A 19380-nucleotide genomic window follows, 5' to 3' on the forward strand; every position below is an offset into this window, starting at 1 on the left:
TGTTCCTCACCCGGCCGGCCGGACGGCGCCCTGCCGGCGGTTGCCGCGGGCCCGGCACCCCGCCCCGGGTGGGACGGCGCGCCGGGCCCGTGGACGGGTCAGGCCTGCTCGGCCGGGGCCAGCTCCACATCGGTGACCTCGAGGTCGCCCTCGCCCTCGGCCTCGACGAGCACGACGTCGGCCACGTTGCCGGCCGCCTTCAGGTCGGCCAGCCCGCCGCGCAGCGCGTCGAGCTGCGCCGCGCCGGCCCGCACGGTCGCCGTGCGGACTTCGGTGCGCTGCTTGACCTTCGCCTCCGACTTCGACTTGCGGACGCCGCCGAGCACCTGCGCCACGACGGCGAGGACCCGCGGGTCGCCGCCCTCGGCCGCCGCGCGCAGCCCGCTGAGCTCCGCCTCGAGGCCGGGCCACGGGGCGCGGTGCACGGAGCCGGTGCGCCACCAGCTCCACACCTCCTCGGTCGCGAACGGCTGGAACGGGGCCAGGAGGCGCAGGAGCGCGTCCAGGGTGGTGGCGAGCGTCGCCACCACGGAGGCCTGCTCGGCCTCGCCGTGGCCGCCGTACGCGCGGTCCTTGACGAGCTCCACGTAGTCGTCCGTGAACTGCCAGAAGAACTGCTCGGTCACGTTCAGCGCCCGGGCGTAGTCGTACCCGGCGAACGCGGCGGTGGCCTGCTCGACGGTCTGGGCCAGGCGGGCCAGCAGCGCGGCGTCCAGGGCGTTGGTCACGACGGCGGCGTCGGCCTCCGAGCGCACCACGGCGTCGGAGGTGGCGCCCAGGTTGAGCACGAACTTCGCCGCGTTGAGCAGCTTGATCGCCAGTCGGCGGCCGATCTTCATCTGCGCCACCTCGTAGGCGGTGTCCGCGCCGAGGCGGGCCGAGGAGGCCCAGTAGCGCACCGCATCCGCGCCGAACTCCTCGAGGATGTCGGTGGGGACCACCACGTTGCCCTTGGACTTGGACATCTTCTTGCGGTCCGGGTCCAGGATCCACCCGGAGAGGGCGGTGTCCGTCCACGGGACGGAGCCGTTGAGGGCGTCCGCGCGCACCACGGTGGAGAACAGCCAGGTGCGGATGATGTCGTGGCCCTGCGGGCGCAGGTCGAACGGGAAGACGTTCTCGAAGAACGCGTCGTCGCGGCTCCAGCGGCCCACGATCTGCGGGGTCAGCGAGGAGGTCGCCCACGTGTCGAGCACGTCGGGGTCGCCCGTGAAGCCGCCGGGGACGTCGCGCTGGTCTTCGGTGAAGCCCGGCGCGGGCTCGGCCACGGGGTCCACCGGAAGGGCGGAGTCCTCGGGGACGATCGGCGCGTCGTAGACCGGCTCGCCGTCCTCGTCGAGGCGGTACCAGACCGGGATCGGCACGCCGAAGAAGCGCTGGCGGCTGACGAGCCAGTCGCCGTTGAGCCCGTCCACCCAGTTCTCGTAGCGGTGGCGCATGTGCTCGGGGTGCCAGGTCAGCTCGCGGCCGCGCTCGATGAGGGCGGCGCGGCGGTCAGCGTCGCGGCCTCCGTTGCGGACGTACCACTGGCGCGAGGTGACGACCTCGAGGGGCTTGTCGCCCTTCTCGTAGAAGTTCACGGCGTGCATGATCTTCTTCGGCTCGCCGTCCATGAGGCCGGCCTCGGTGAGGGCGTTCACCACGCCCTCCTTCGCGGAGAACACGGTCTTGCCGGCCACGGTCTCGGCGTAGGCGGCGCGGCCGGCCTCCGTGGTGATCCACTCAGGGGTGTCGGCGGCGAAGCGGCCGTCGCGCCCGATCAGCGTCCGGGTGGGCAGCTGCAGCTCGCGCCACCACGTGACGTCGGTCAGGTCGCCGAAGGTGCAGACCATCGCGATGCCCGAGCCCTTGTCCGGCTTGGCCAGCTCGTGGGCCTTGACCTCCACCTCGACGTCGAAGAGGGGCGAGCGCACCGTGGTGCCGAACAGCGGCTGGTACCGCTCGTCGTCGGGGTGGGCCACGAGGGCGGAGCATGAGGCGAGCAGCTCGGGGCGGGTGGTCTCGATGAAGACCTGCTCGCCGTCGGCCGTGAAGAACGGGTAGCGATGGTAGGCGCCGGCGACCTCGCGGTCCTCGAGCTCGGCCTGGGCCACGGCGGTGCGGAAGGTGACGTCCCACATCGTGGGGGCCTCGGAGAGGTAGGCGCCGCCCGCGGCGATGTTGCGCAGGAAGGCGCGCTGGGAGACGGCGCGGGAGACGTCGTCGATGGTGCGGTAGGTCATGGACCAGTCCACGGAGAGGCCGAGGCGGGTGAAGAGGTCCTCGAAGACCTTCTCGTCCTGCACGGCGAGCTCCTCGCAGAGCTCGATGAAGTTCTTGCGGGAGACGACGTCCCAGTCGCGCTGGTTCTTCGCCGGCGTCTCCGGCGGGCGGTAGCCCTCGATGGAGGGCTTCGTGGGGTCGCAGCGCACGCCGTAGTAGTTCTGCACGCGACGCTCGGTGGGCAGGCCGTTGTCGTCCCAGCCCATGGGGTAGAACACGTTCTTGCCGGTCATGCGCTGGTAGCGGGCCAGCACGTCGGTCTGCGTGTAGGAGAACACGTGGCCCACGTGCAGGGAGCCGGAGGCGGTGGGCGGCGGGGTGTCGATCGAGTAGACCTGCTCGCGCGTGGTGTCCGGGTCGAAGGCGTAGGTGCCTTCCTCGGCCCAGCGGGCGGTCAGCTTGTCCTCGAGTCCCTCGAGGGCGGGGCGGTCCGGGACCGCCACGGCGGTCGTCGGAGCGGGGGATGCGTCGGTGGGCGTGTCTGTGCCCTTCGTGTTCTCAGCCATGCCGGCCATTCTCCCACGGCCGCACGGTGGGGCTGTGAGCACGCACGACCATCCCCGCCCCTCCCGCACGGTCCGCGTGCGGCGCGCCGACGAGGCCCGCGACGGCCCTGTCCCCGTCGGCCCCGTGCCTACAGTGGACGCGTGACCGAGACCTCGCCGACCCCCGCCCCGTCCACCGTGGCCGACTCCTCGACGCCGCCCCGCACCGCCGTCGTGACCGGCGCGACCTCCGGCATCGGCCGCGCCACCGCCCTCGAGCTGGCCCGCCGCGGCTGGCGGGTGTACGCCGCCGGCCGCCGCGCCGAGCGCCTCGAGCAGCTCGCCGCGCAGGTGCGCGCCGAGGGCCTCATGGGGGAGGTCCGGCCCGCGCCCCTCGACGTGACGGACGCGGCGGCCGTCGGCGCGCTGGCCGACCGGGTGGCCGCGGAGGGCGGCGCGGACACGCTGCTCAACATCGCGGGCGGCGCGCAGGGCGTGGACGCCGTGGCCGACGGCGACCCGTCCGGCTGGGAGTGGATGTTCCGCGTCAACGTGCTCGGCACCCTGAACGCGTGCCGAGCCTTCCTGCCCCTGCTGCGCGCGCACGGGGAGGGCACCGTCCTGAACCTCACGTCGACGGCGGCGATCGTCGCCTATGAGGGAGGTGCGGGGTACAACGCGGCCAAGATGGGCGCCCACGGGCTGACGGGGGCCCTGCGCCTCGAGGAAGCCGAGCACAACGTGCGCGTGGTCGAGGTGCTGCCGGGCATGGTGCACACCGAGGAGTTCTCGAAGAACCGCCTCGGGGGAGACCAGTCGGCGGCCGACGCGGTCTACGCCGGCGTGGAGAAGCCCCTCACGGCGGAGGACGTCGCCGAGGTGTGCGTGCACGCCGTGGAGCTGCCGCACCACGTGAACCTGGACCAGATCGTGATGCGGCCCGTCGCGCAGGCCGCCCAGCACAAGGTGATCCGCCGATGACCGGGTTCGCGCAGGACATGCCCTTCACGGAGCGGGCGAGCTTCGAGCGGGAGGTGCGCCGGGCGGAGCGGACGATCCCCGATGCGCGGCTGCGGCTGGCCGCGGCCGCCGCCGCGGGCCTCGGCAGCGGAGTGGCCTCCCTGATCCCGCTGGGGCGGCTGCCGCACGTCCGGACCGCGGCGGCGTTCGGCGGCGCCGTGGCCCTCCTCATCCCGAGCGGTGCCTGGGCGGCCTCCGTCCGCGGGGGCGGCAGCGCGTCCTCGGCCGGCCCCGTCGTGGACGGCCCGCGTCAGGCGGTGGCGCTGGCGGCGGGGAGCGTCGGCATCGGGACGGTCCTGGGCGTGAGCCTGTGGCTCTCCCTGAAGGCGGACGCGTGCCTCGAGCGCCTGGCCGTCCGCCGCGGTGCGCGGCACCCGCGCCGGTGGATGGGCGTGGCCGGCGGCGTGCTCGGCGGACTCGTCGAGTTCGCAGAACGCACCCCGCCCTCGGCCCCGCACTCATCGCCGTCGCGGGTGTCCGCTCGCTAGCCTGGCGACCATGACCTTCGCCTCTGCCGAACGTGCCCGCCTGTCCGACCTCCTCCTCGAGAACGGCCCCGACGCCCCGACCCTCTGCGAGGGGTGGACCACCCGCGACATGGCCACGCACCTGTGGGTCCGCGAGAACCGCCCCGATGCCGCCGCCGGCATGATGGTCGGCCCCCTCAAGGCCCACCTGGGCAAGGTCTCGGACCAGGCCAAGTCGCGCGACTACCGCGAGCTGGTCCAGTCCTGGGCCAAGGGCCCCGGCACCCTGAACCCCATGCGCCTCGCCGACAAGCACGTGAACGCCGCCGAGCACTTCATCCACCTCGAGGACGTGCGCCGGGGCGAGGTCGCCCGCGGCGGAGAGCTCCCCGCGCCCCGCGCCTTCTCCGAGCGGGACACGGACGCGCTCTACCGCTCCCTGCGCCGCACGGCCCCGATGCTCCTGCGCTCCTCGACGGTCCCCGTCGTCCTGCAGGCCCCCGGCCGCGCGCCCGTGACGGTGGCCCGCGAGGCGGTGGCCGTCCACACCCCGGTCACCGTGTCGGGCGAGGTCGGCGAGCTGCTCCTCTGGGCCCACGGCCGCGACGCCGTGCACGTCACCGTGGCTGGAGACCTCGCCGCGGTGAAGCGCGCCAGACTCTGACGCGCACCCCCTCACGCCTGTGCCCGCCGGTCCACTACACTGGCGGGCACAGGCGTCGATCCGGCCATCACCGGTGAGCCTCCGGAAGAACGGGCGTCCGCCGCAGGCGGCGCCTCAGTAGAACCGGACGGGCAGGCCCGTCACAGCCGTCACGAAGCGGTCGGTCAGCGCACCGCCCTCGCCTCCGCGCGCGGGCAGCAGGGACCGGCAAGCAAGGTGGTACCGCGCCGCCGTCGGCCCCACGGCCCCGGTGTGCGTCCTTGCACGGAACACCTCCCCGGACCGCAAAGGACCACCGTGTACCCCCTCGCCTCCTCTGACCCGAACGGCACCACGCCCGCCTCGCCGCGCCTGCCGGAGATCGAGCGCCGCATCCTGCAGTACTGGGACGAGGACGGCACGTTCCAGGCCTCCATCGACCAGCGCCCGCCGCTCACCGAGGACGGCGCGCAGAACGAGTTCGTCTTCTACGACGGCCCGCCCTTCGCGAACGGCCTGCCTCACTACGGCCACCTCCTCACGGGCTACGTGAAGGACCTCGTGGCCCGCTACCAGACGCAGCAGGGCCGCCGCGTGGAGCGCCGCTTCGGCTGGGACACCCACGGTCTGCCCGCCGAGCTCGAGGCGATGAAGCAGCTCGGCATGACGGACAAGGCCGAGATCGAGGCCATGGGCATCGACCGGTTCAACGACGCGTGCCGCGCCTCCGTGCTCAAGTACACGGACCAGTGGCAGGAGTACGTCACCCGCCAGGCCCGCTGGGTGGACTTCGAGAACGACTACAAGACCCTCACCCCGGACTTCATGGAGTCCGTGATCTGGGCGTTCTCCCAGCTGCATGAGAAGGGGCTCACCTACCGCGGGTTCCGCGTGCTGCCCTACTGCTGGAACGACGAGACCCCGCTCTCCAACCACGAGCTGCGCATGGACGACGACGTCTACCAGATGCGCCAGGACCCCTCCGTCACCGTCTCCTTCCCGATTACGCATCTCTCTCCTGACCCGGCATATATCCCCGACGGCGGCGCCGACGCCGACCTGGCCGAGCGTCTCCTCGGCGTGCACGTCCTCGCGTGGACCACCACGCCCTGGACCCTGCCGACCAACGCGGCCCTCGCCGTCGGGCCGGAGATCGCCTACGCCGTGGTGCCCGCCGGCCCCGAGGGCGCCTCCGTGGACGCGGAGCGCTTCCTCCTCGCCCTGGACCGCGTGCCCGCCCACGCCAAGGAGCTCGGCTACGCGGACGCGGAGGCCGCGCGCGCCGCCGTCGTGGAGACCATCCCCGGCGCCCGCCTGGGCGGGCTGCGCTACGCGCCCCTGTTCACGGACGTGTTCGACGCCCACCGCGGCGAGACGTTCACCGCGAACGGCCGCGGGCTCACCCTGGACGCCGCCCACCGCATCCTCGTGGACGACTACGTCTCCACCGACGACGGCACGGGCGTGGTCCACCAGGCCCCCGCCTACGGCGAGGACGACCAGCGGGTGTGCGAGGCGAACGGCATCCCCGTGCTGCTCTCCGTGGACTCGGGCGCGAAGTTCCTCCCGCTGTTCGCCCGCGAGGACACCGGACGCGGCGACATCGACGAGATCGCCGGCGTGCAGGTCTTCGAGGCCAACCGGACGATCGTGCGCGCGCTGCGTGACCTGGGCCGCGTGGCCCGCGAGGCCTCCTACGAGCACTCCTACCCGCACTGCTGGCGCTGCCGGAAGCCGCTGATCTACCGCGCGGTGACCTCCTGGTACGTCGCGGTCACGCAGGTCAAGGAGCGCATGCTCGAGCTGAACGAGGAGATCACCTGGATCCCCGGCAACGTGAAGCACGGGCAGTTCGGCACGTGGGTGGCCAACGCCCGCGACTGGTCGATCTCCCGCAACCGCTACTGGGGCTCGCCCATCCCGGTGTGGGAGTCCGACCACCCGGACTACCCGCGCCAGGAGGTCTACGGCTCGCTCGCCGACATCGAGGAGGCCTTCGGGCGCCTGCCGCGCAACGCCGAGGGCGAGGTCGACCTGCACCGTCCGTGGATCGACGACCTCACCCGCCCGCACCCGGACCCCGAGGCCGCCGCGGCCGGGGCCGTGATGCGCCGCGTCGAGGACGTCCTGGACGTCTGGTTCGACTCCGGCTCCATGCCGTACGCGCAGGTGCACTACCCGTTCGAGCGGGCCGACTGGTTCCCCACGCACAACCCGGCGGACTTCATCGTGGAGTACATCGGCCAGACCCGCGGCTGGTTCTACACGATGCACATCCTCGCCACCGCGCTGTTCGACCGCCCCGCGTTCTCCAACGTGATCTCGCACGGCATCGTGCTCGGCTCGGACGGCCAGAAGATGTCCAAGTCGCTGCGCAACTACCCGGACGTCAACGAGGTCCTGGACCGCGACGGCTCGGACGCCATGCGCTGGTTCCTCATGGCCAGCCCCATCCTGCGCGGCGGCAACCTGATCGTCACGGAGGAGGGCATCCGCGAGGCCACCCGCCAGGTGATCCTCCCGGCGTGGAACGCGTGGCACTTCTTCTCGCTCTACGCCAACACGGCCCACGACGGCGGCGCCCGCCCCGAGGGCTACCGCGCGAGCGAGCGCCACACCTCCGAGGACCCCCTGGACCAGTACGTCCTGGCCGCCACGGGGCAGATGTTGCGCGAGGTCAAGGCGGCGCTGGACTCCTATGAGGTCTCCGACGCCACGGAGGCGCTGCGCACCTTCATGGACACGCTGACCAACTGGTACATCCGGCGCTCCCGCGAGCGGTTCTTCGCCGAGGACACCGTGGCCATGGACGTCCTGTACACCGTGCTCGAGGCGTTCACGCGCGCCGCCGCGCCGCTGCTGCCCCTCGTGGCGGAGGAGATCTGGCGCGGCCTCACCGGCGGCCGCTCGGTGCACCTGACGGACTACCCGGATGCGGACCTGTTCCCGCACGGCCCTGAGGCGGAGACGCTCGTGGCCCGCATGGACGCCGTGCGCCGCATCAGCTCCGCCGGCTCGGCGCTGCGCAAGGGCGCCAAGCGCCGCGTGCGCCTGCCGCTCGCGCGCCTGTCCGTCGTCGTGCCGGACGCCGCCGGCCTCGAGGGCACCTACGCGCGGATCGTCGCGGACGAGCTCAACCTCAAGGAGGTGGCGCTCACCGAGCTCTCGGACGAGGCCATCGCCGAGTACGGGATCGGCACGAAGCTGACCCTGAACTTCCGCGAGCTCGGCAAGGCGTTCGGCAAGCAGGTCCCGGCCGTGAAGAAGGCCGTCGATGACGGCGCGTACGCGGAGACCACCGACGGGCTGACGGTGGCCCTGGCCGACGGCGAGACCGTGACGCTGGCCCCCGAGCTCTACGAGCTGCGCACGGTGTCCACGGGCGCGCCCGCCGGCACCGCCGTCGGCGTGCTCTCCGGGGCGGCGGGCTTCCTCGTCCTCGAGACCGAGGTGAGCGCGGAGCTTGCCGCCGAGGGCGTGGCCCGCGACGTGATCCGTGCCGTCCAGGCGGCCCGCAAGGAGGCCGGCCTCGAGGTCTCCGACCGGGTGCGCTCCCGGATCGAAGGCCCGGCGGCCGTGCTCGCGGCGCTCGAGTCGCACCGCGAGCTGATCGCGGGGGAGACGCTCTCGGCGGAGCTGGAGCTCGTGGACTCCGGCGCGGAGGACACGCGCCAGGACCCGGCCGACGACGCCATGAAGGCCGTGGCCGTGACCGTGGAGAAGGTGGGCGCATGAGTGCGGATCAGAGGCCCGGCACGGTCGAGGAGGTCTACCGGGACCTGCTCGCCCGCGCCCCGGAGAACAAGATGCAGCCGCGGCTGGACCCCGTGCGTCGGGTGCTGGCCCTCCTGGGGGACCCGCAGGACGCCGCTCCCGTCATCCACCTGACCGGAACGAACGGCAAGACGTCCACGGCGCGCATGATCGAGGCCGTGCTGCGCGCCTACGGGCTGCGCACGGGCCGCTACACGTCGCCGCACCTGCAGAAGGTCACCGAGCGCATCAGCATCGACGGCGAACCGGTGTCCGACGAGACGTTCGTGCGCGTGTGGGGCGAGATCCTGCCGATCGTGCAGACCGTCGACGCCGAGCTGGAGGCCGCGGGCGAGCCGCGCCTGACGTACTTCGAGGCCGTCACCGTGCTCGGGTTCGCCGTCTTCGCGGACGAGCCCGTCGAGGTCGTCGTGCTCGAGGTGGGCCTGGGCGGCGTCACGGACGCGACCAACGTCGCCGACGGCGTCGTCTCCGTGGTCACCCCCATCTCCCTGGACCACACCGACCTGCTGGGGGACAGCGAGGCGGAGATCGCCGAGGAGAAGGCGGGGATCGTCAAGCCGGGCGGGTTCCTGGTGTCCGCGGTGCAGGAGCGCGACGCCGCCCAGGTGCTCCTGGAGGCCGCGCAGTCCGCGGGCGTGCCGTTCCGCTTCGAGGGCGTCGAGTTCGGCGTCGTTGAGCGTGCGCTCGCGGTCGGCGGGCAGCAGGTTGCGGTGCGCGGCCTGGCCGGCGAGTACCCCGACCTCTTCCTGCCCCTGCTCGGCGAGCACCAGGCCCAGAATCTGGCCCTGGCCGTCGCCGCGCTCGAGGCGTTCCTCGGCGGGGGAGAGCGTCCCCTGGACGAGGAGCTGCTGCGGGAGGGCCTCGCGCAGGTCACCTCCCCGGGCCGCCTCGAGGTGCTGCGCACCGCCCCCACGGTGATCGTGGACGCCGCCCACAATCCCGACGGTGTGCGGGCCACCGTGCGCGCCGTGCAGGAGTCGTTCGGCTTCACGCGCCTCGTGCTCGTGGTGGGGGTGCTGCAGGAGAAGGACGCCCCCGCCATGCTGGAGGCGCTGCACCGCGCGTTCGGCGACGACGTCGCGGACCTGGCACTCACCCAGTCGACGTCGCCGCGGGCCATCCCCGCGGCCGAGCTCGCGCGGATCGCCCTGGACGCCGGCTGGCCCGAGGACGACCTGTTCGCCACCGAGTCCGTGCCGGACGCGCTCGAGTGGGCCGTGGGCCGTGCCGAGGCGCTCGAGTCGAGCGCCGACGAGCTGGCCTCCGGCACAGGCGGTGGTGTGCTCGTCCTCGGGTCCATCACCCTCACGGCCGAGGTCCGTGCGCTGCTCGGCGAGCCCCGCCGCGCCGGACCGGTGACGGTGGCCGCCCGCGGCCTCGACCCGGCCGATCTGCTGGACGCCGTGGGCCTGGCCGACGAGAACGAGGACGCCCTCGATCCCGAGATCCTCGAGCTGCTGGACGACGCCGACGAGACGGAGGACCACCGATGAGCCACGCGACGCCCCACCCGGCCGAGCCGGCCGAGACGTCCGGAACCGCCGCGACCGAGGGCGAGCACTTCGGTGCCGAGGCGTGGCGCCCCGAGCGTGAGACCAAGGCCCAGCGGTCCTGGACGCCCGGTCAACGCCGCCGTCGCCGTTCCACGCGGGCCATGTTCACGTCCGTGGTGCTGACCCTCGAGTCGGTCGTGATCTTCTTCCTGGGGATGACCCTGTTCGGGCTGAACCGCGGGGAGGAGCACGCCCTGTGGTTCGCGATCGGCTTCTCCGTCCTGGCTGTCGTCGCACTGCTGACGTGCGCGCTCGTGCAGAGGCCCGTGGGCATCTGGATCGGGTGGGCCATCCAGCTCGTGCTGATCGTGTCCGGGTTCTGGGAGTACTCGATGTTCGTGATCGGCCCGCTCTTCGCGCTCACGTGGTGGTACGCCGTGACCAAGGGCCGGGAGATCGACCTCGAGAACGCCCGGCGTGACCGCCTCGAGGAGGAGTGGGCGGCGGAGCACGGGTCTTGAGGCGCGCCGCCCACTAGGGTGAGAGGAGACCGAGCTCGTCCACCCCTGAAGGAGCCGACCATGACCCATCACCCCGAAGAGACCCTCGTGCTCGTCAAGCCCGATGGCGTGCAGCGCAACCTCGTGGGCGAGATCATCGCCCGGATCGAGCGCAAGGGCTACACGATCGTGGACCTGAAGATGGTCACGGCCACCCGCGGCATGCTGGAGAAGCACTACGAGGAGCATGAGGGCAAGCCGTTCTTCGAGCCGCTCGTCGAGTTCATGGGCTCCGGGCCGGTCGTGGCGATCCGCCTCGGCGGCGACCGCGTGATCGAGGGCTTCCGCGCTCTGGCCGGCAAGACCGACCCCACGGTGGCCGCACCCGGCACCATCCGCGGCGACCTCGGCCGCGACTGGGGCGCGGGCGTGCAGAAGAACCTCGTGCACGGCTCGGACTCCACGCTCTCCGCGGAGCGCGAGCTCGCCATCTGGTTCGGCTGATCCCACAGCCCGGCCGATCGTCGGAAGCACACGAGCCCAGAAGCACAGCCCCACGGCAGCGACGGGAGCCAGGACTCACGGCGAGGCAGCCCGACTCGTCCCCGGGCGCGATCGAGGAGACCGCCGGTCCTCCCGGTTCCTGCACACGTGACGGCGCCGCACCCTCCAGTGGAGGGTGCGGCGCCGTCGCATGTGCAGGGGATGCCGGGCCCTCAGCCGATGCCGAGGACTCCCAGGCCCATCTCCAGCAGGATGGACACCGCGACGCCGAGGAGGACGAGCACGACGAACGGCCACGTGAGGTCCCGGGCGAGGGCCGCGGCGCGCGGCGAGCCGCTCCCGAGGGCGCCCGTCTGGATGGTGCGCGACGTGATCAGCCCGAGCTGGATGGTCACCATGGTCCAGACCACCATGCAGTAGAGGCAGAGGGTCCCGATGTCGTACACGGCCGAGTGCCAGAGCCACACGCAGAAGGCGAAGCCGGCCAGGATGCACGCGTTCATCAGCAGCCAGTACCAGCGCGCGAAGCGAGCGCCGGCGAACAGCGACATGGCGACGGTGATGAGCACGGAGAAGGCCACGACGCCGATGAACGTGTTGGGGAAGCCGAACGTCTGCGCCTGCCAGGACTGCATGACCTGCCCGCACGAGACCCACGGGTTCAGGTCGCAGCTCGTGCGGTGGGTCGGGTCCGCGGCCAGGATGGAGCGCTCGATGATGATGACGACGGTCGCCGCCATCGCGATGAGCGACGTGACCAGCAGCATCCACGCGGTTCCCCGGGTGCGGGCGTACCAGGGTAGGTCGAGGTCGAGGTCGAGGTCGCGGTCGGCGTGAGGGGAGGCGGACGCGGTGGGGGCGTTGAGGGCGCCGCGGGTGGAGGAACCAGGCATGTCCCGAGTCTAGTTCCGCGCCGGTGTGAGAGAATCGGCTCGGCCGTCCCGTGCCCACACCACGGGCCGTCCCGCTGTGCGCCCGACGACGGGCCGCCGCCGTCGCGTCGGCCGCGGGGAGTGTCCCCGTGCCGAGGTCGGCTCGGTCGATCCGATGCCGCCCCTGCGCCGATCGGCGAACCAGCCATCGAGCAGGCCCGGTTCGGCGCACACAGCGGTTCAGGCCCAGGACCCCTCCCGGGGCCCCGGACCCGTTCACCAGACGACTTCTCTCGGTGACCGCCTCCCGGCGCACCCCGGGCGCGCGAGCGCCCGCGGGGCAACGCGGCCGGGGCGCGGTCCGTGACACGCCGTGCCGGCGGTGCGTGTGGCGCCGACGGGCGGCGGGAGGTGCTGCCATGGCGGCCAATGAGAACCAGACCCCCGCGGACGAACGCTCCGCATCCCAGCCCGTGTCGGGCGAGACCGTCCTGTTCGATCCCCGTGACCCCTTCGCGCTCCCCGAGAACGTGATGGAGGTGCTGCGGACGCGTCCCGCGCGTCCGCAGCACGCGGCGGACGACGACGAGGACCGCGGCCACGAGGACCACGACCAGGACGACCGTGCCGAGTCCGAGGATCGCGGGGACCGCCCGGCCGTCTCCCGCCGCCGCCGCAAGCGCCGCCGCGGCGCCGTCGACATGGAGCTGGACGGCGGTGAGGACGGCGACCCGGAGCACACCGTGACCCGGGTGCGCGCCCCCCGCGCCGCCGCGGCCGAGGCCACGCGCTCGGACACCGTCCAGGGCGTCAAGGGCTCGACCCGCCTGGAGGCCAAGCGCCAGCGCCGCCGGGACTCCCGCTCGGGCGGCCGCCGCCGCACCGTGATCACCGAGGCCGAGTTCCTGGCCCGCCGCGAGTCCGTGGACCGCAAGATGCTCGTGCGCCAGCGGGACAGCCGCATCCAGATCGCCGTGCTCGAGGACGGCGTGCTCGCGGAGCACTTCGTCTCCAACACGACCCAGGACTCGATGATCGGCAACGTGTACCTCGGCAAGGTGCAGAACGTGCTGCCCTCGATGGAGGCCGCGTTCGTGGACATCGGCCGCGGCCGCAATGCCGTGCTGTATGCGGGCGAGGTCAACTGGGACGCCGCGCAGCTGGACGGCAGGCCGAAGAAGATCGAGAACGCGCTCAAGTCCGGGGACACCGTCCTGGTGCAGGTCACCAAGGACCCGGTGGGGCACAAGGGCGCCCGCCTGACGAGTCAGGTCTCCCTGCCCGGCCGCTACCTCGTGTACGTGCCCGGCGGCTCCATGACCGGCATCTCCCGCAAGCTCCCCGACGTGGAGCGCGCCCGCCTGAAGAAGATCCTCAAGGACCACCTCCCGCAGGACGCGGGCGTGATCGTGCGCACGGCCGCGGAGGGCACCTCCGAGGAGGAGCTGCAGAACGACATCAACCGCCTCCGCGCGCAGTGGGAGGGCATCGAGGGCCGGGCCTCCGCCGGCAAGGTGCTGGCGCCCGAGCTGCTGTACGCCGAGCCGGACCTGACCATCAAGACCGTCCGCGACGTCTTCAACGAGGACTTCTCGGCGATGATCGTCCAGGGCGAGCAGACCTGGGACAACATCGAGGCCTACGTGACCTACGTGGCCCCGCACCTGCTGGACCGCCTCCACCACTGGGTCCCCGAGGACCTCGAGGGCGAGGACCTGTACGCCACGCACCGCGTGGACGAGCAGCTCCACAAGGCCCTGGACCGCAAGGTCTACCTGCCCTCCGGCGGCTCGCTCGTGATCGACCGCACCGAGGCCATGACGGTGGTGGACGTCAACACCGGGAAGTTCACGGGCTCGGGCGGCAACCTCGAGGAGACCGTCACCAAGAACAACCTCGAGGCGGCCGAGGAGATCGTCCGCCAGCTGCGTCTGCGGGACATCGGCGGCATCATCGTCATCGACTTCATCGACATGGTGCTCGAGGGCAACCGGGACCTGGTCCTGCGCCGCCTCGTCGAGTGCCTCGGCCGTGACCGCACCAAGCACCAGGTGGCCGAGGTCACCTCGCTCGGCCTCGTGCAGATGACGCGCAAGCGCATGGGCACCGGCCTCGTCGAGGTGTTCTCCGAGACCTGTGAGCACTGCGCCGGCCGCGGCATCCTCATCCACGACGCGCCGGTCGAGAAGGGCCGCGTCCAGGCGGAGTCGCGCTCCGAGGGCGAGGGCCGACGACGCAAGCGCCGTCGCGGCTCCGACGTGGACGCGCCGCACGACGAGTCGACCACGGGCCAGCCCGATGAGGAGGCCTCGGACGAGGCCCGTCAGCGCCGCGAGCGGGCGGCCGCCGCCCGCGCCGCCCTCCACTCCATCGCCAAGGCGTCCGGCAAGATCGAGGAGGCCCCCGTCGAGGCCGCCTCCGACGCCGCCCCGGCCTCCGACGACCAGCGCGGGCAGGAGCCGGAGGACGAGGAGTCCGCGCCGGCCGAGTCGGACCGTGGCACCCGGCCCGAGCGCGACAGCGCCGACGCCGAGACCGAGGGCGACGAGGAGAACGGCGGCCGCCGCCGTCGGCGCCGTGGACGCCGCCGCGGCCGCGGGGGCGACGACGGCTCCCGCCCGTCCGGCGACGAGCGCACCGACTCCGGCCGGGACGCCCGCGAGGCCGCCCCGGAGCAGGAGTCCGCGACGACGGCGGACGTCCAGCCGGCCGGCGGCGTGCCCGCCCAGGCCGAGCCCGTCGAGTCGGAGCCTGCCGCAGAGCCCGTCCAGGCGGAGGCCCCGGAGGCCCCCGCCGCCGAGGAGGAGGGTGAGGGCCGTTCCGGAGGCCGCCGTCGTCGTGGCGGGCGCGGGCGTTCGCGCCGCGCGGACGCCGACCGCTCCGCCCCGGAGGCGCCGCGGGCTCTCCAGGATCCCGAGCAGACCGAGGCCGAGGCCTCGGCGGTCACGGACACCTCGGAGGAGCCGGAGATGGCTGCCCCGGCTCAGGCCGCACCGGCCCCCGACGCCCCCTCCGAGGCCGCTCGTGAGGTCTCCGGGGTCATCACGTTCGACGGCGAGGACGTCCCCGTGCCGCGTCGTCGGCGGTCCCGCCGGGCCTCGAGCGACGGTGCCGTGCGTCCCGCCGCAGAGCTGAAGAGCCTGGAGGATGCCCTCGAGCGCCGCGGCGCGGAGGCGCCCGCCTCGGTGGCCGCCCGGGCCCCGGAGCCCGTGGCCGCGGAGGCGCCCGAGCCGGTCGCCGAGCCGGCACCCGCCCAGGCGCCCGAGCCCGTCGTGCCGGCACCCGCCCAGGCGCCCGACCCCGTCGTGCCCGAGCCCGCTGCGCCCGCTGCGCCCACCGCCGAGCGTCCGGCCCGCCGTCGTTCGCGGCGTGCCGTCTCCTCGGACGGCGTCCAGGTGGAGGTGCAGGACGCCTCGGCCGCCGCCACCGGGAGCCGCTTCACCGCCTCGGCCGCCGCTGCGCCGACCGAGCGCACCGCCGCGGAGGCCCCGGCCCCGGTCATGCTGGGCGTGGGCGTGAAGGCCGCGGACCTGGCCCGACGCTGACGGGCCGCTGCTCGGCGCGTCGCCCCTCTCGGGGGCGCGACGCGCCGAGCGTGTCGCGATTGGTGCGGGTGCGGGGGACGCAGTATGATGAACAATCGGTGTTCACCGCCCGCACGCTCCTGCATGTCCCGGTGAGGGACCGTCGTACCCGGGCGCACGCTGCGGTCGAGGTACGGGTGTGAGAACACAGCCGAATCCATTGAAACGTCGAGAGAAGTGAGTCCCAAGTGGTGTACGCGATTGTCCGCGCTGGCGGCCGCCAGGAGAAGGTTTCCGTCGGAGACCTCGTTACCCTTGACCGCGTCCCCGCTGAGACCGGTGGCTCCGTCGAGCTGCCCGCTCTGATGCTGGTGGACGGGGAGAAGGTCACGGCAGGCGCCGACGCCGCCGGTGTGAAGGTGACCGCCGAGGTGGTCTCCCACTCCCGCGGCAAGAAGATCGTCATCCAGAAGTACAAGAACAAGACCGGCTACAAGAAGCGCCAGGGCCACCGCTCTGAGCTGTCCACGGTCAAGATCACCGGGATCGCCTGAGCCGTCACCGGCTTCGCGCACCCCGAGCATCCGAGAGGTTAGGCAACAGCAATGGCACATAAGAAGGCCGGCAGTTCCTCCAAGAACGGCCGCGACTCGAATCCCCAGTACCTCGGCGTCAAGCGCTACGGCGGCGAGGACGTCAACGCCGGCGAGATCATCGTCCGCCAGCGCGGCACCAAGTTCCACCCGGGCCACAACGTGGGCCGCGGCAAGGACGACACGCTCTTCGCGCTGTCGGCCGGCTCCGTGTCCTTCGGTCAGCGCCGCGGCCGCAAGGTCGTGGACGTGGTCGCCGCCGCCGAGTGATCCCACTCGCGGCCTGAGCGCGGGCCACGCCTCCCACCCGGAGGCGGTCCGCGCGGCTTGACGCCCCGGCGGGGGCGGGTCACTGTTCTCAGGACCCGCTCCCGCCGTCGTCGTCTCACCCCTTCTCTCCCACCGTCAGGATCCTCCCCATGGCAGCCTTCGTGGACCGCGTCGTCCTCCACCTCACCGCCGGCAACGGCGGGCACGGGTGCGTGTCCGTGCACCGTGAGAAGTTCAAGCCCCTCGGCGGTCCCGACGGCGGCAAGGGCGGCGACGGCGGCGACATCACCCTCGTGGTGGACTCGCAGACCACCACCCTGCTCAATTACCACCACGCCCCGCACCGCTCCGCGGAGAACGGCCAGCCCGGCATGGGCGACCACCGGGCGGGCAAGGACGGCACGTCCCTCGTGCTGCCCGTGCCGGACGGCACCGTGGTGAAGGACGAGAACGGGAACATCGTGGCGGACCTCGTGGGGGAGGGTGCCACCTACGTGGCCGCGGCGGGCGGTCAGGGCGGGCTCGGCAACGCGGCGCTGGCCTCCGTCAAGCGCAAGGCCCCGGGCTTCGCGCTCCTCGGCCTGCCGGGGGAGAGCCGCGAGCTCTCGCTCGAGATCAAGACGGTCGCGGACATCGCCCTGGTCGGGTTCCCCTCCGCGGGCAAGTCCTCGCTCATCGCGGCGATCTCGGCGGCGCGCCCCAAGATCGCGGACTACCCCTTCACCACGCTCGTGCCGAACCTCGGCGTCGTGCAGGCCGGGGAGGTCCGCTACACCGTGGCGGACGTGCCGGGCCTCATCCCCGGAGCCTCCGAGGGCCGCGGCCTCGGCCTCGAGTTCCTGCGCCACGTGGAGCGATGCGCCGCGCTCGTGCACGTGCTGGACTGCGGCACGATCGAGCCGGACCGCGACCCGATCGCCGACTTCGAGGCCATCGAGGCCGAGCTCGAGGCGTACTCCGTGGAGCCGGTCTTCTCCCAGGGCGGCGACGGCGTGGTGCCGCTCAACGAGCGCCCCCGCCTCGTGGCGCTGAACAAGACCGACCTGCCGGACGGCGCCGAGATGGCGGACATGGTCCGCGCCGAGCTCGAGGGCCGCGGCCTGCGGGTCTTCGACATCTCCGCGCTGGCCCGCGAGGGCCTGGAGGCCCTCAAGTACGCCATGGCCGACCTGGTCACGCAGGCCCGCGAGCGGGTCCCCGAGCCGGAGGCGCCCGCGCCCGTCGAGGTGCCCCGCCGCTTCCACCGCAAGGGCGAGCGCGGGGAGTTCACCGTGGTCCGCGAGGAGCGCAACCTCAAGCCCCTGTTCCGCGTGCGCGGCGAGAAGCCGGAGAAGTGGGTCGCCCAGACCGACTTCGTCAACGACGAGGCCGTGGGCTACCTCGCGGACCGGCTGCAGCGCCTCGGCGTCGAGGACGGCCTGTTCAAGGCCGGCGCGACCCCGGGCGACGCCGTGGTGATCGGCGACGACGAGTCCGGTGTGCTCTTCGACTGGGAGCCCACCCTGTCCGCCGGCGCCGAGCTCCTCGCCGGCCCGCGCGGCACCGACCTCCGCCTCGACGAGCGCAGCCGCGCCACCCGCGCGGAGAAGCGTGCCGAGCAGGACCAGCGCCGGGCCGCCCGTGCCGCCACGCGGGCTGAGATGGAGGCGGAGCGGCGCACCGGCCTCTGGACCGTGGACGAGACCGAGGACCCCGACCGAGAGGACTGACCCATGTCTGCACGCCGCACCGTCGTCACCCGCTACGCCACGCCCGCCACGGGCGGGCCGGAGGACCCCAAGGCCAACCCCGTGACCACGCGGGAGACCCTGCCGGCCGCGCGGCGCGTGGTCATCAAGATCGGCTCGTCCTCCCTCACCACGCCGACCGGCCTGAACACCGAGGCGATCGATGCGCTCGTGGACGTGGTCGCGGACCTGCGCTCCCGCGGCACGCAGGTGGTGCTGGTCTCCTCGGGCGCGATCGCGGCGGGCTTCCCGCAGCTGGGCCTCACCCGCCGCCCCAAGGACACGGCCACGCAGCAGGCGGCCGCCTCGGTGGGCCAGGGGAGCCTCATGGCCCACTACTCCCAGAGCTTCGCCCGGCACGCCACCACCGTGGGCCAGGTGCTGCTCACGGCGGAGGAGCTCATGCGCCGCGGCCAGTACATCAACGCGCACCGCTCGCTGGCCCGCCTGCTCACGATGGACGTCATGCCGATCGTCAACGAGAACGACGCGGTGGCCACCCGCGAGATCCGCTTCGGCGACAACGACCGCCTCGCCGCCCTCACCGCCAACCTCGTGAAGGCGGACCTGCTCGTCCTCCTCTCGGACGTGGACGCGCTGTACACGGGGCACCCGTCGCTGCCGGACTCGCGGCGGATCGCCACCGTCTCCTCGGACGAGGACCTCGCGGGCGTGGACGTGCGCACCCCGGGCTCCGCCGGCGTCGGCACGGGCGGCATGGTCACCAAGGTGGACGCCGCCGGCATCGCGGCCACCACGGGCATCCCCACGCTGCTGACCTCGGCGCCCAACGCCGCCGCCGCCTTCGCGGGGGAGGACGTGGGCACGTGGTTCGAGGTGGCCGGCCGGCGGCGCTCGGCCCGCGCCGCGTGGCTCGGCCTCACGGCCGAGGTCCGGGGCCGCCTCACCATCGACGACGGCGCGGTCGCCGGCGCGATCGACCGCGGGCGCTCGCTCCTGGCCGCCGGCATCACGGACGTCTCCGGGCAGTTCACGGCCGGCGACGTCGTCGAGATCGCGGATCAGGACGGCCGGGTGCGGGCCCGCGGCCTCGTCCAGTACTCCGCGTCCCAGGTGCCGCGCATGCTCGGCCGCTCCACGGCCGTCCTGAAGGAGGAGCTCGGCGCGGGCTACGACGGCGTCGTGGTCCACGCGGACGACTGGGTCCGGCTCGCCCCCTCGCACGCGGCCTACAGCTGAGCGCGAGCCGCGCCCTGCGTGCCCGCCGCCCCGTTCGCTAGGG

Annotated in this window: 14 protein-coding genes; 12 read left to right on the forward strand and 2 right to left on the reverse strand. The window is 73.1% G+C overall.

What is annotated here, in order from left to right; genetic code table 11:
* Positions 1–98: 98 nt before the first annotated feature.
* A complete protein-coding gene (gene valS, locus LG274_RS01270) occupies positions 99–2768 on the reverse strand; it encodes a valine--tRNA ligase (protein WP_404464913.1) in 2670 nt (889 codons plus the stop codon).
* A gap of 141 nt (positions 2769–2909) precedes the next feature.
* On the opposite strand from valS, the gene LG274_RS01275 reads away from it, so the two are divergent.
* From LG274_RS01275 to ndk, 7 genes are all read left to right on the forward strand, one after another.
* Positions 2910–3728: an SDR family oxidoreductase gene (locus LG274_RS01275; RefSeq protein ID WP_404464915.1), complete on the forward strand. Its 819-nt coding sequence runs from the start codon at positions 2910–2912 to the stop codon at positions 3726–3728.
* A complete protein-coding gene (locus LG274_RS01280; protein ID WP_404464917.1) occupies positions 3725–4255 on the forward strand; it encodes a hypothetical protein in 531 nt (176 codons plus the stop codon). The genes LG274_RS01275 and LG274_RS01280 overlap by 4 nt, the downstream gene beginning before the upstream one ends.
* A 10-nt stretch (positions 4256–4265) precedes the next feature.
* Positions 4266–4898 (forward strand): TIGR03085 family metal-binding protein, encoded by a 633-nt coding sequence (locus tag LG274_RS01285; protein ID WP_404464919.1) that lies wholly within the window; start codon positions 4266–4268, stop codon positions 4896–4898.
* Between the two features lie 297 nt (positions 4899–5195).
* The gene (gene ileS / locus LG274_RS01290) at positions 5196–8612 is read left to right on the forward strand and encodes an isoleucine--tRNA ligase (RefSeq protein WP_404464921.1); all 3417 of its coding nucleotides are present in this window, start codon (positions 5196–5198) and stop codon (positions 8610–8612) included.
* Positions 8609–10147, forward strand: coding sequence for a bifunctional folylpolyglutamate synthase/dihydrofolate synthase (locus tag LG274_RS01295; RefSeq protein ID WP_404464923.1), 1539 nt, complete (start codon positions 8609–8611; stop codon positions 10145–10147). The genes ileS and LG274_RS01295 overlap by 4 nt, the downstream gene beginning before the upstream one ends.
* Complete coding sequence (locus LG274_RS01300; RefSeq protein WP_298713427.1) at positions 10144–10668, forward strand: DUF4233 domain-containing protein; 525 nt, start codon at positions 10144–10146, stop codon at positions 10666–10668. The genes LG274_RS01295 and LG274_RS01300 overlap by 4 nt, the downstream gene beginning before the upstream one ends.
* 60 nt (positions 10669–10728) lie before the next feature.
* Positions 10729–11151 carry a nucleoside-diphosphate kinase gene (ndk, locus tag LG274_RS01305; RefSeq protein WP_248114957.1) on the forward strand — a complete coding sequence of 141 codons (423 nt, stop codon included), beginning with the start codon at positions 10729–10731 and terminating at the stop codon, positions 11149–11151.
* A 212-nt stretch (positions 11152–11363) separates the two neighbouring features.
* Here ndk and LG274_RS01310 read toward each other — a convergent pair whose 3' ends face one another.
* A complete protein-coding gene (locus LG274_RS01310) occupies positions 11364–12044 on the reverse strand; it encodes a vitamin K epoxide reductase family protein (protein WP_404464925.1) in 681 nt (226 codons plus the stop codon).
* Positions 12045–12442: 398 nt separating this feature from the next.
* On the opposite strand from LG274_RS01310, the gene LG274_RS01315 reads away from it, so the two are divergent.
* The 5 genes from LG274_RS01315 to proB all read left to right on the forward strand — a co-directional run bounded on the left by LG274_RS01315 (position 12443) and on the right by proB (position 19337).
* Entirely contained in the window at positions 12443–15568 is a 3126-nt protein-coding gene (locus tag LG274_RS01315; protein WP_404464927.1) for an Rne/Rng family ribonuclease, read from the forward strand.
* Positions 15569–15795: 227 nt separating this feature from the next.
* On the forward strand, positions 15796–16101 hold the full coding sequence (rplU, locus tag LG274_RS01320; protein WP_248114951.1) for a 50S ribosomal protein L21: 306 nt from the start codon (positions 15796–15798) through the stop codon (positions 16099–16101).
* Between the two features lie 51 nt (positions 16102–16152).
* Complete coding sequence (gene rpmA, locus LG274_RS01325; protein WP_248114948.1) at positions 16153–16410, forward strand: 50S ribosomal protein L27; 258 nt, start codon at positions 16153–16155, stop codon at positions 16408–16410.
* Between the two features lie 149 nt (positions 16411–16559).
* Entirely contained in the window at positions 16560–18119 is a 1560-nt protein-coding gene (obgE, locus tag LG274_RS01330) for a GTPase ObgE (protein ID WP_404464930.1), read from the forward strand.
* A 3-nt stretch (positions 18120–18122) separates the two neighbouring features.
* Positions 18123–19337, forward strand: coding sequence for a glutamate 5-kinase (gene proB / locus LG274_RS01335; protein WP_404464932.1), 1215 nt, complete (start codon positions 18123–18125; stop codon positions 19335–19337).
* Positions 19338–19380: the final 43 nt, after the last annotated feature.

It is taken from the genome of Micrococcus antarcticus (assembly GCF_044872765.1).
GTDB lineage: Bacteria > Actinomycetota > Actinomycetes > Actinomycetales > Micrococcaceae > Micrococcus.

What these genes read in the sequence shown, in the direction of transcription:
- valS (WP_404464913.1), bottom strand. Translation starts at nt 2,768, where the DNA reads ATGGCTGAGAACACGAAGGGCACAGACACGCCCACCGACGCATCCCCC.
- LG274_RS01280 (WP_404464917.1), top strand. Translation starts at nt 3,725, where the DNA reads ATGACCGGGTTCGCGCAGGACATGCCCTTCACGGAGCGGGCGAGCTTC.
- LG274_RS01285 (WP_404464919.1), top strand. Translation starts at nt 4,266, where the DNA reads ATGACCTTCGCCTCTGCCGAACGTGCCCGCCTGTCCGACCTCCTCCTC.
- LG274_RS01295 (WP_404464923.1), top strand. Translation starts at nt 8,609, where the DNA reads ATGAGTGCGGATCAGAGGCCCGGCACGGTCGAGGAGGTCTACCGGGAC.
- LG274_RS01300 (WP_298713427.1), top strand. Translation starts at nt 10,144, where the DNA reads ATGAGCCACGCGACGCCCCACCCGGCCGAGCCGGCCGAGACGTCCGGA.
- ndk (WP_248114957.1), top strand. Translation starts at nt 10,729, where the DNA reads ATGACCCATCACCCCGAAGAGACCCTCGTGCTCGTCAAGCCCGATGGC.
- LG274_RS01310 (WP_404464925.1), bottom strand. Translation starts at nt 12,044, where the DNA reads ATGCCTGGTTCCTCCACCCGCGGCGCCCTCAACGCCCCCACCGCGTCC.
- LG274_RS01315 (WP_404464927.1), top strand. Translation starts at nt 12,443, where the DNA reads ATGGCGGCCAATGAGAACCAGACCCCCGCGGACGAACGCTCCGCATCC.
- rpmA (WP_248114948.1), top strand. Translation starts at nt 16,153, where the DNA reads ATGGCACATAAGAAGGCCGGCAGTTCCTCCAAGAACGGCCGCGACTCG.
- obgE (WP_404464930.1), top strand. Translation starts at nt 16,560, where the DNA reads ATGGCAGCCTTCGTGGACCGCGTCGTCCTCCACCTCACCGCCGGCAAC.
- proB (WP_404464932.1), top strand. Translation starts at nt 18,123, where the DNA reads ATGTCTGCACGCCGCACCGTCGTCACCCGCTACGCCACGCCCGCCACG.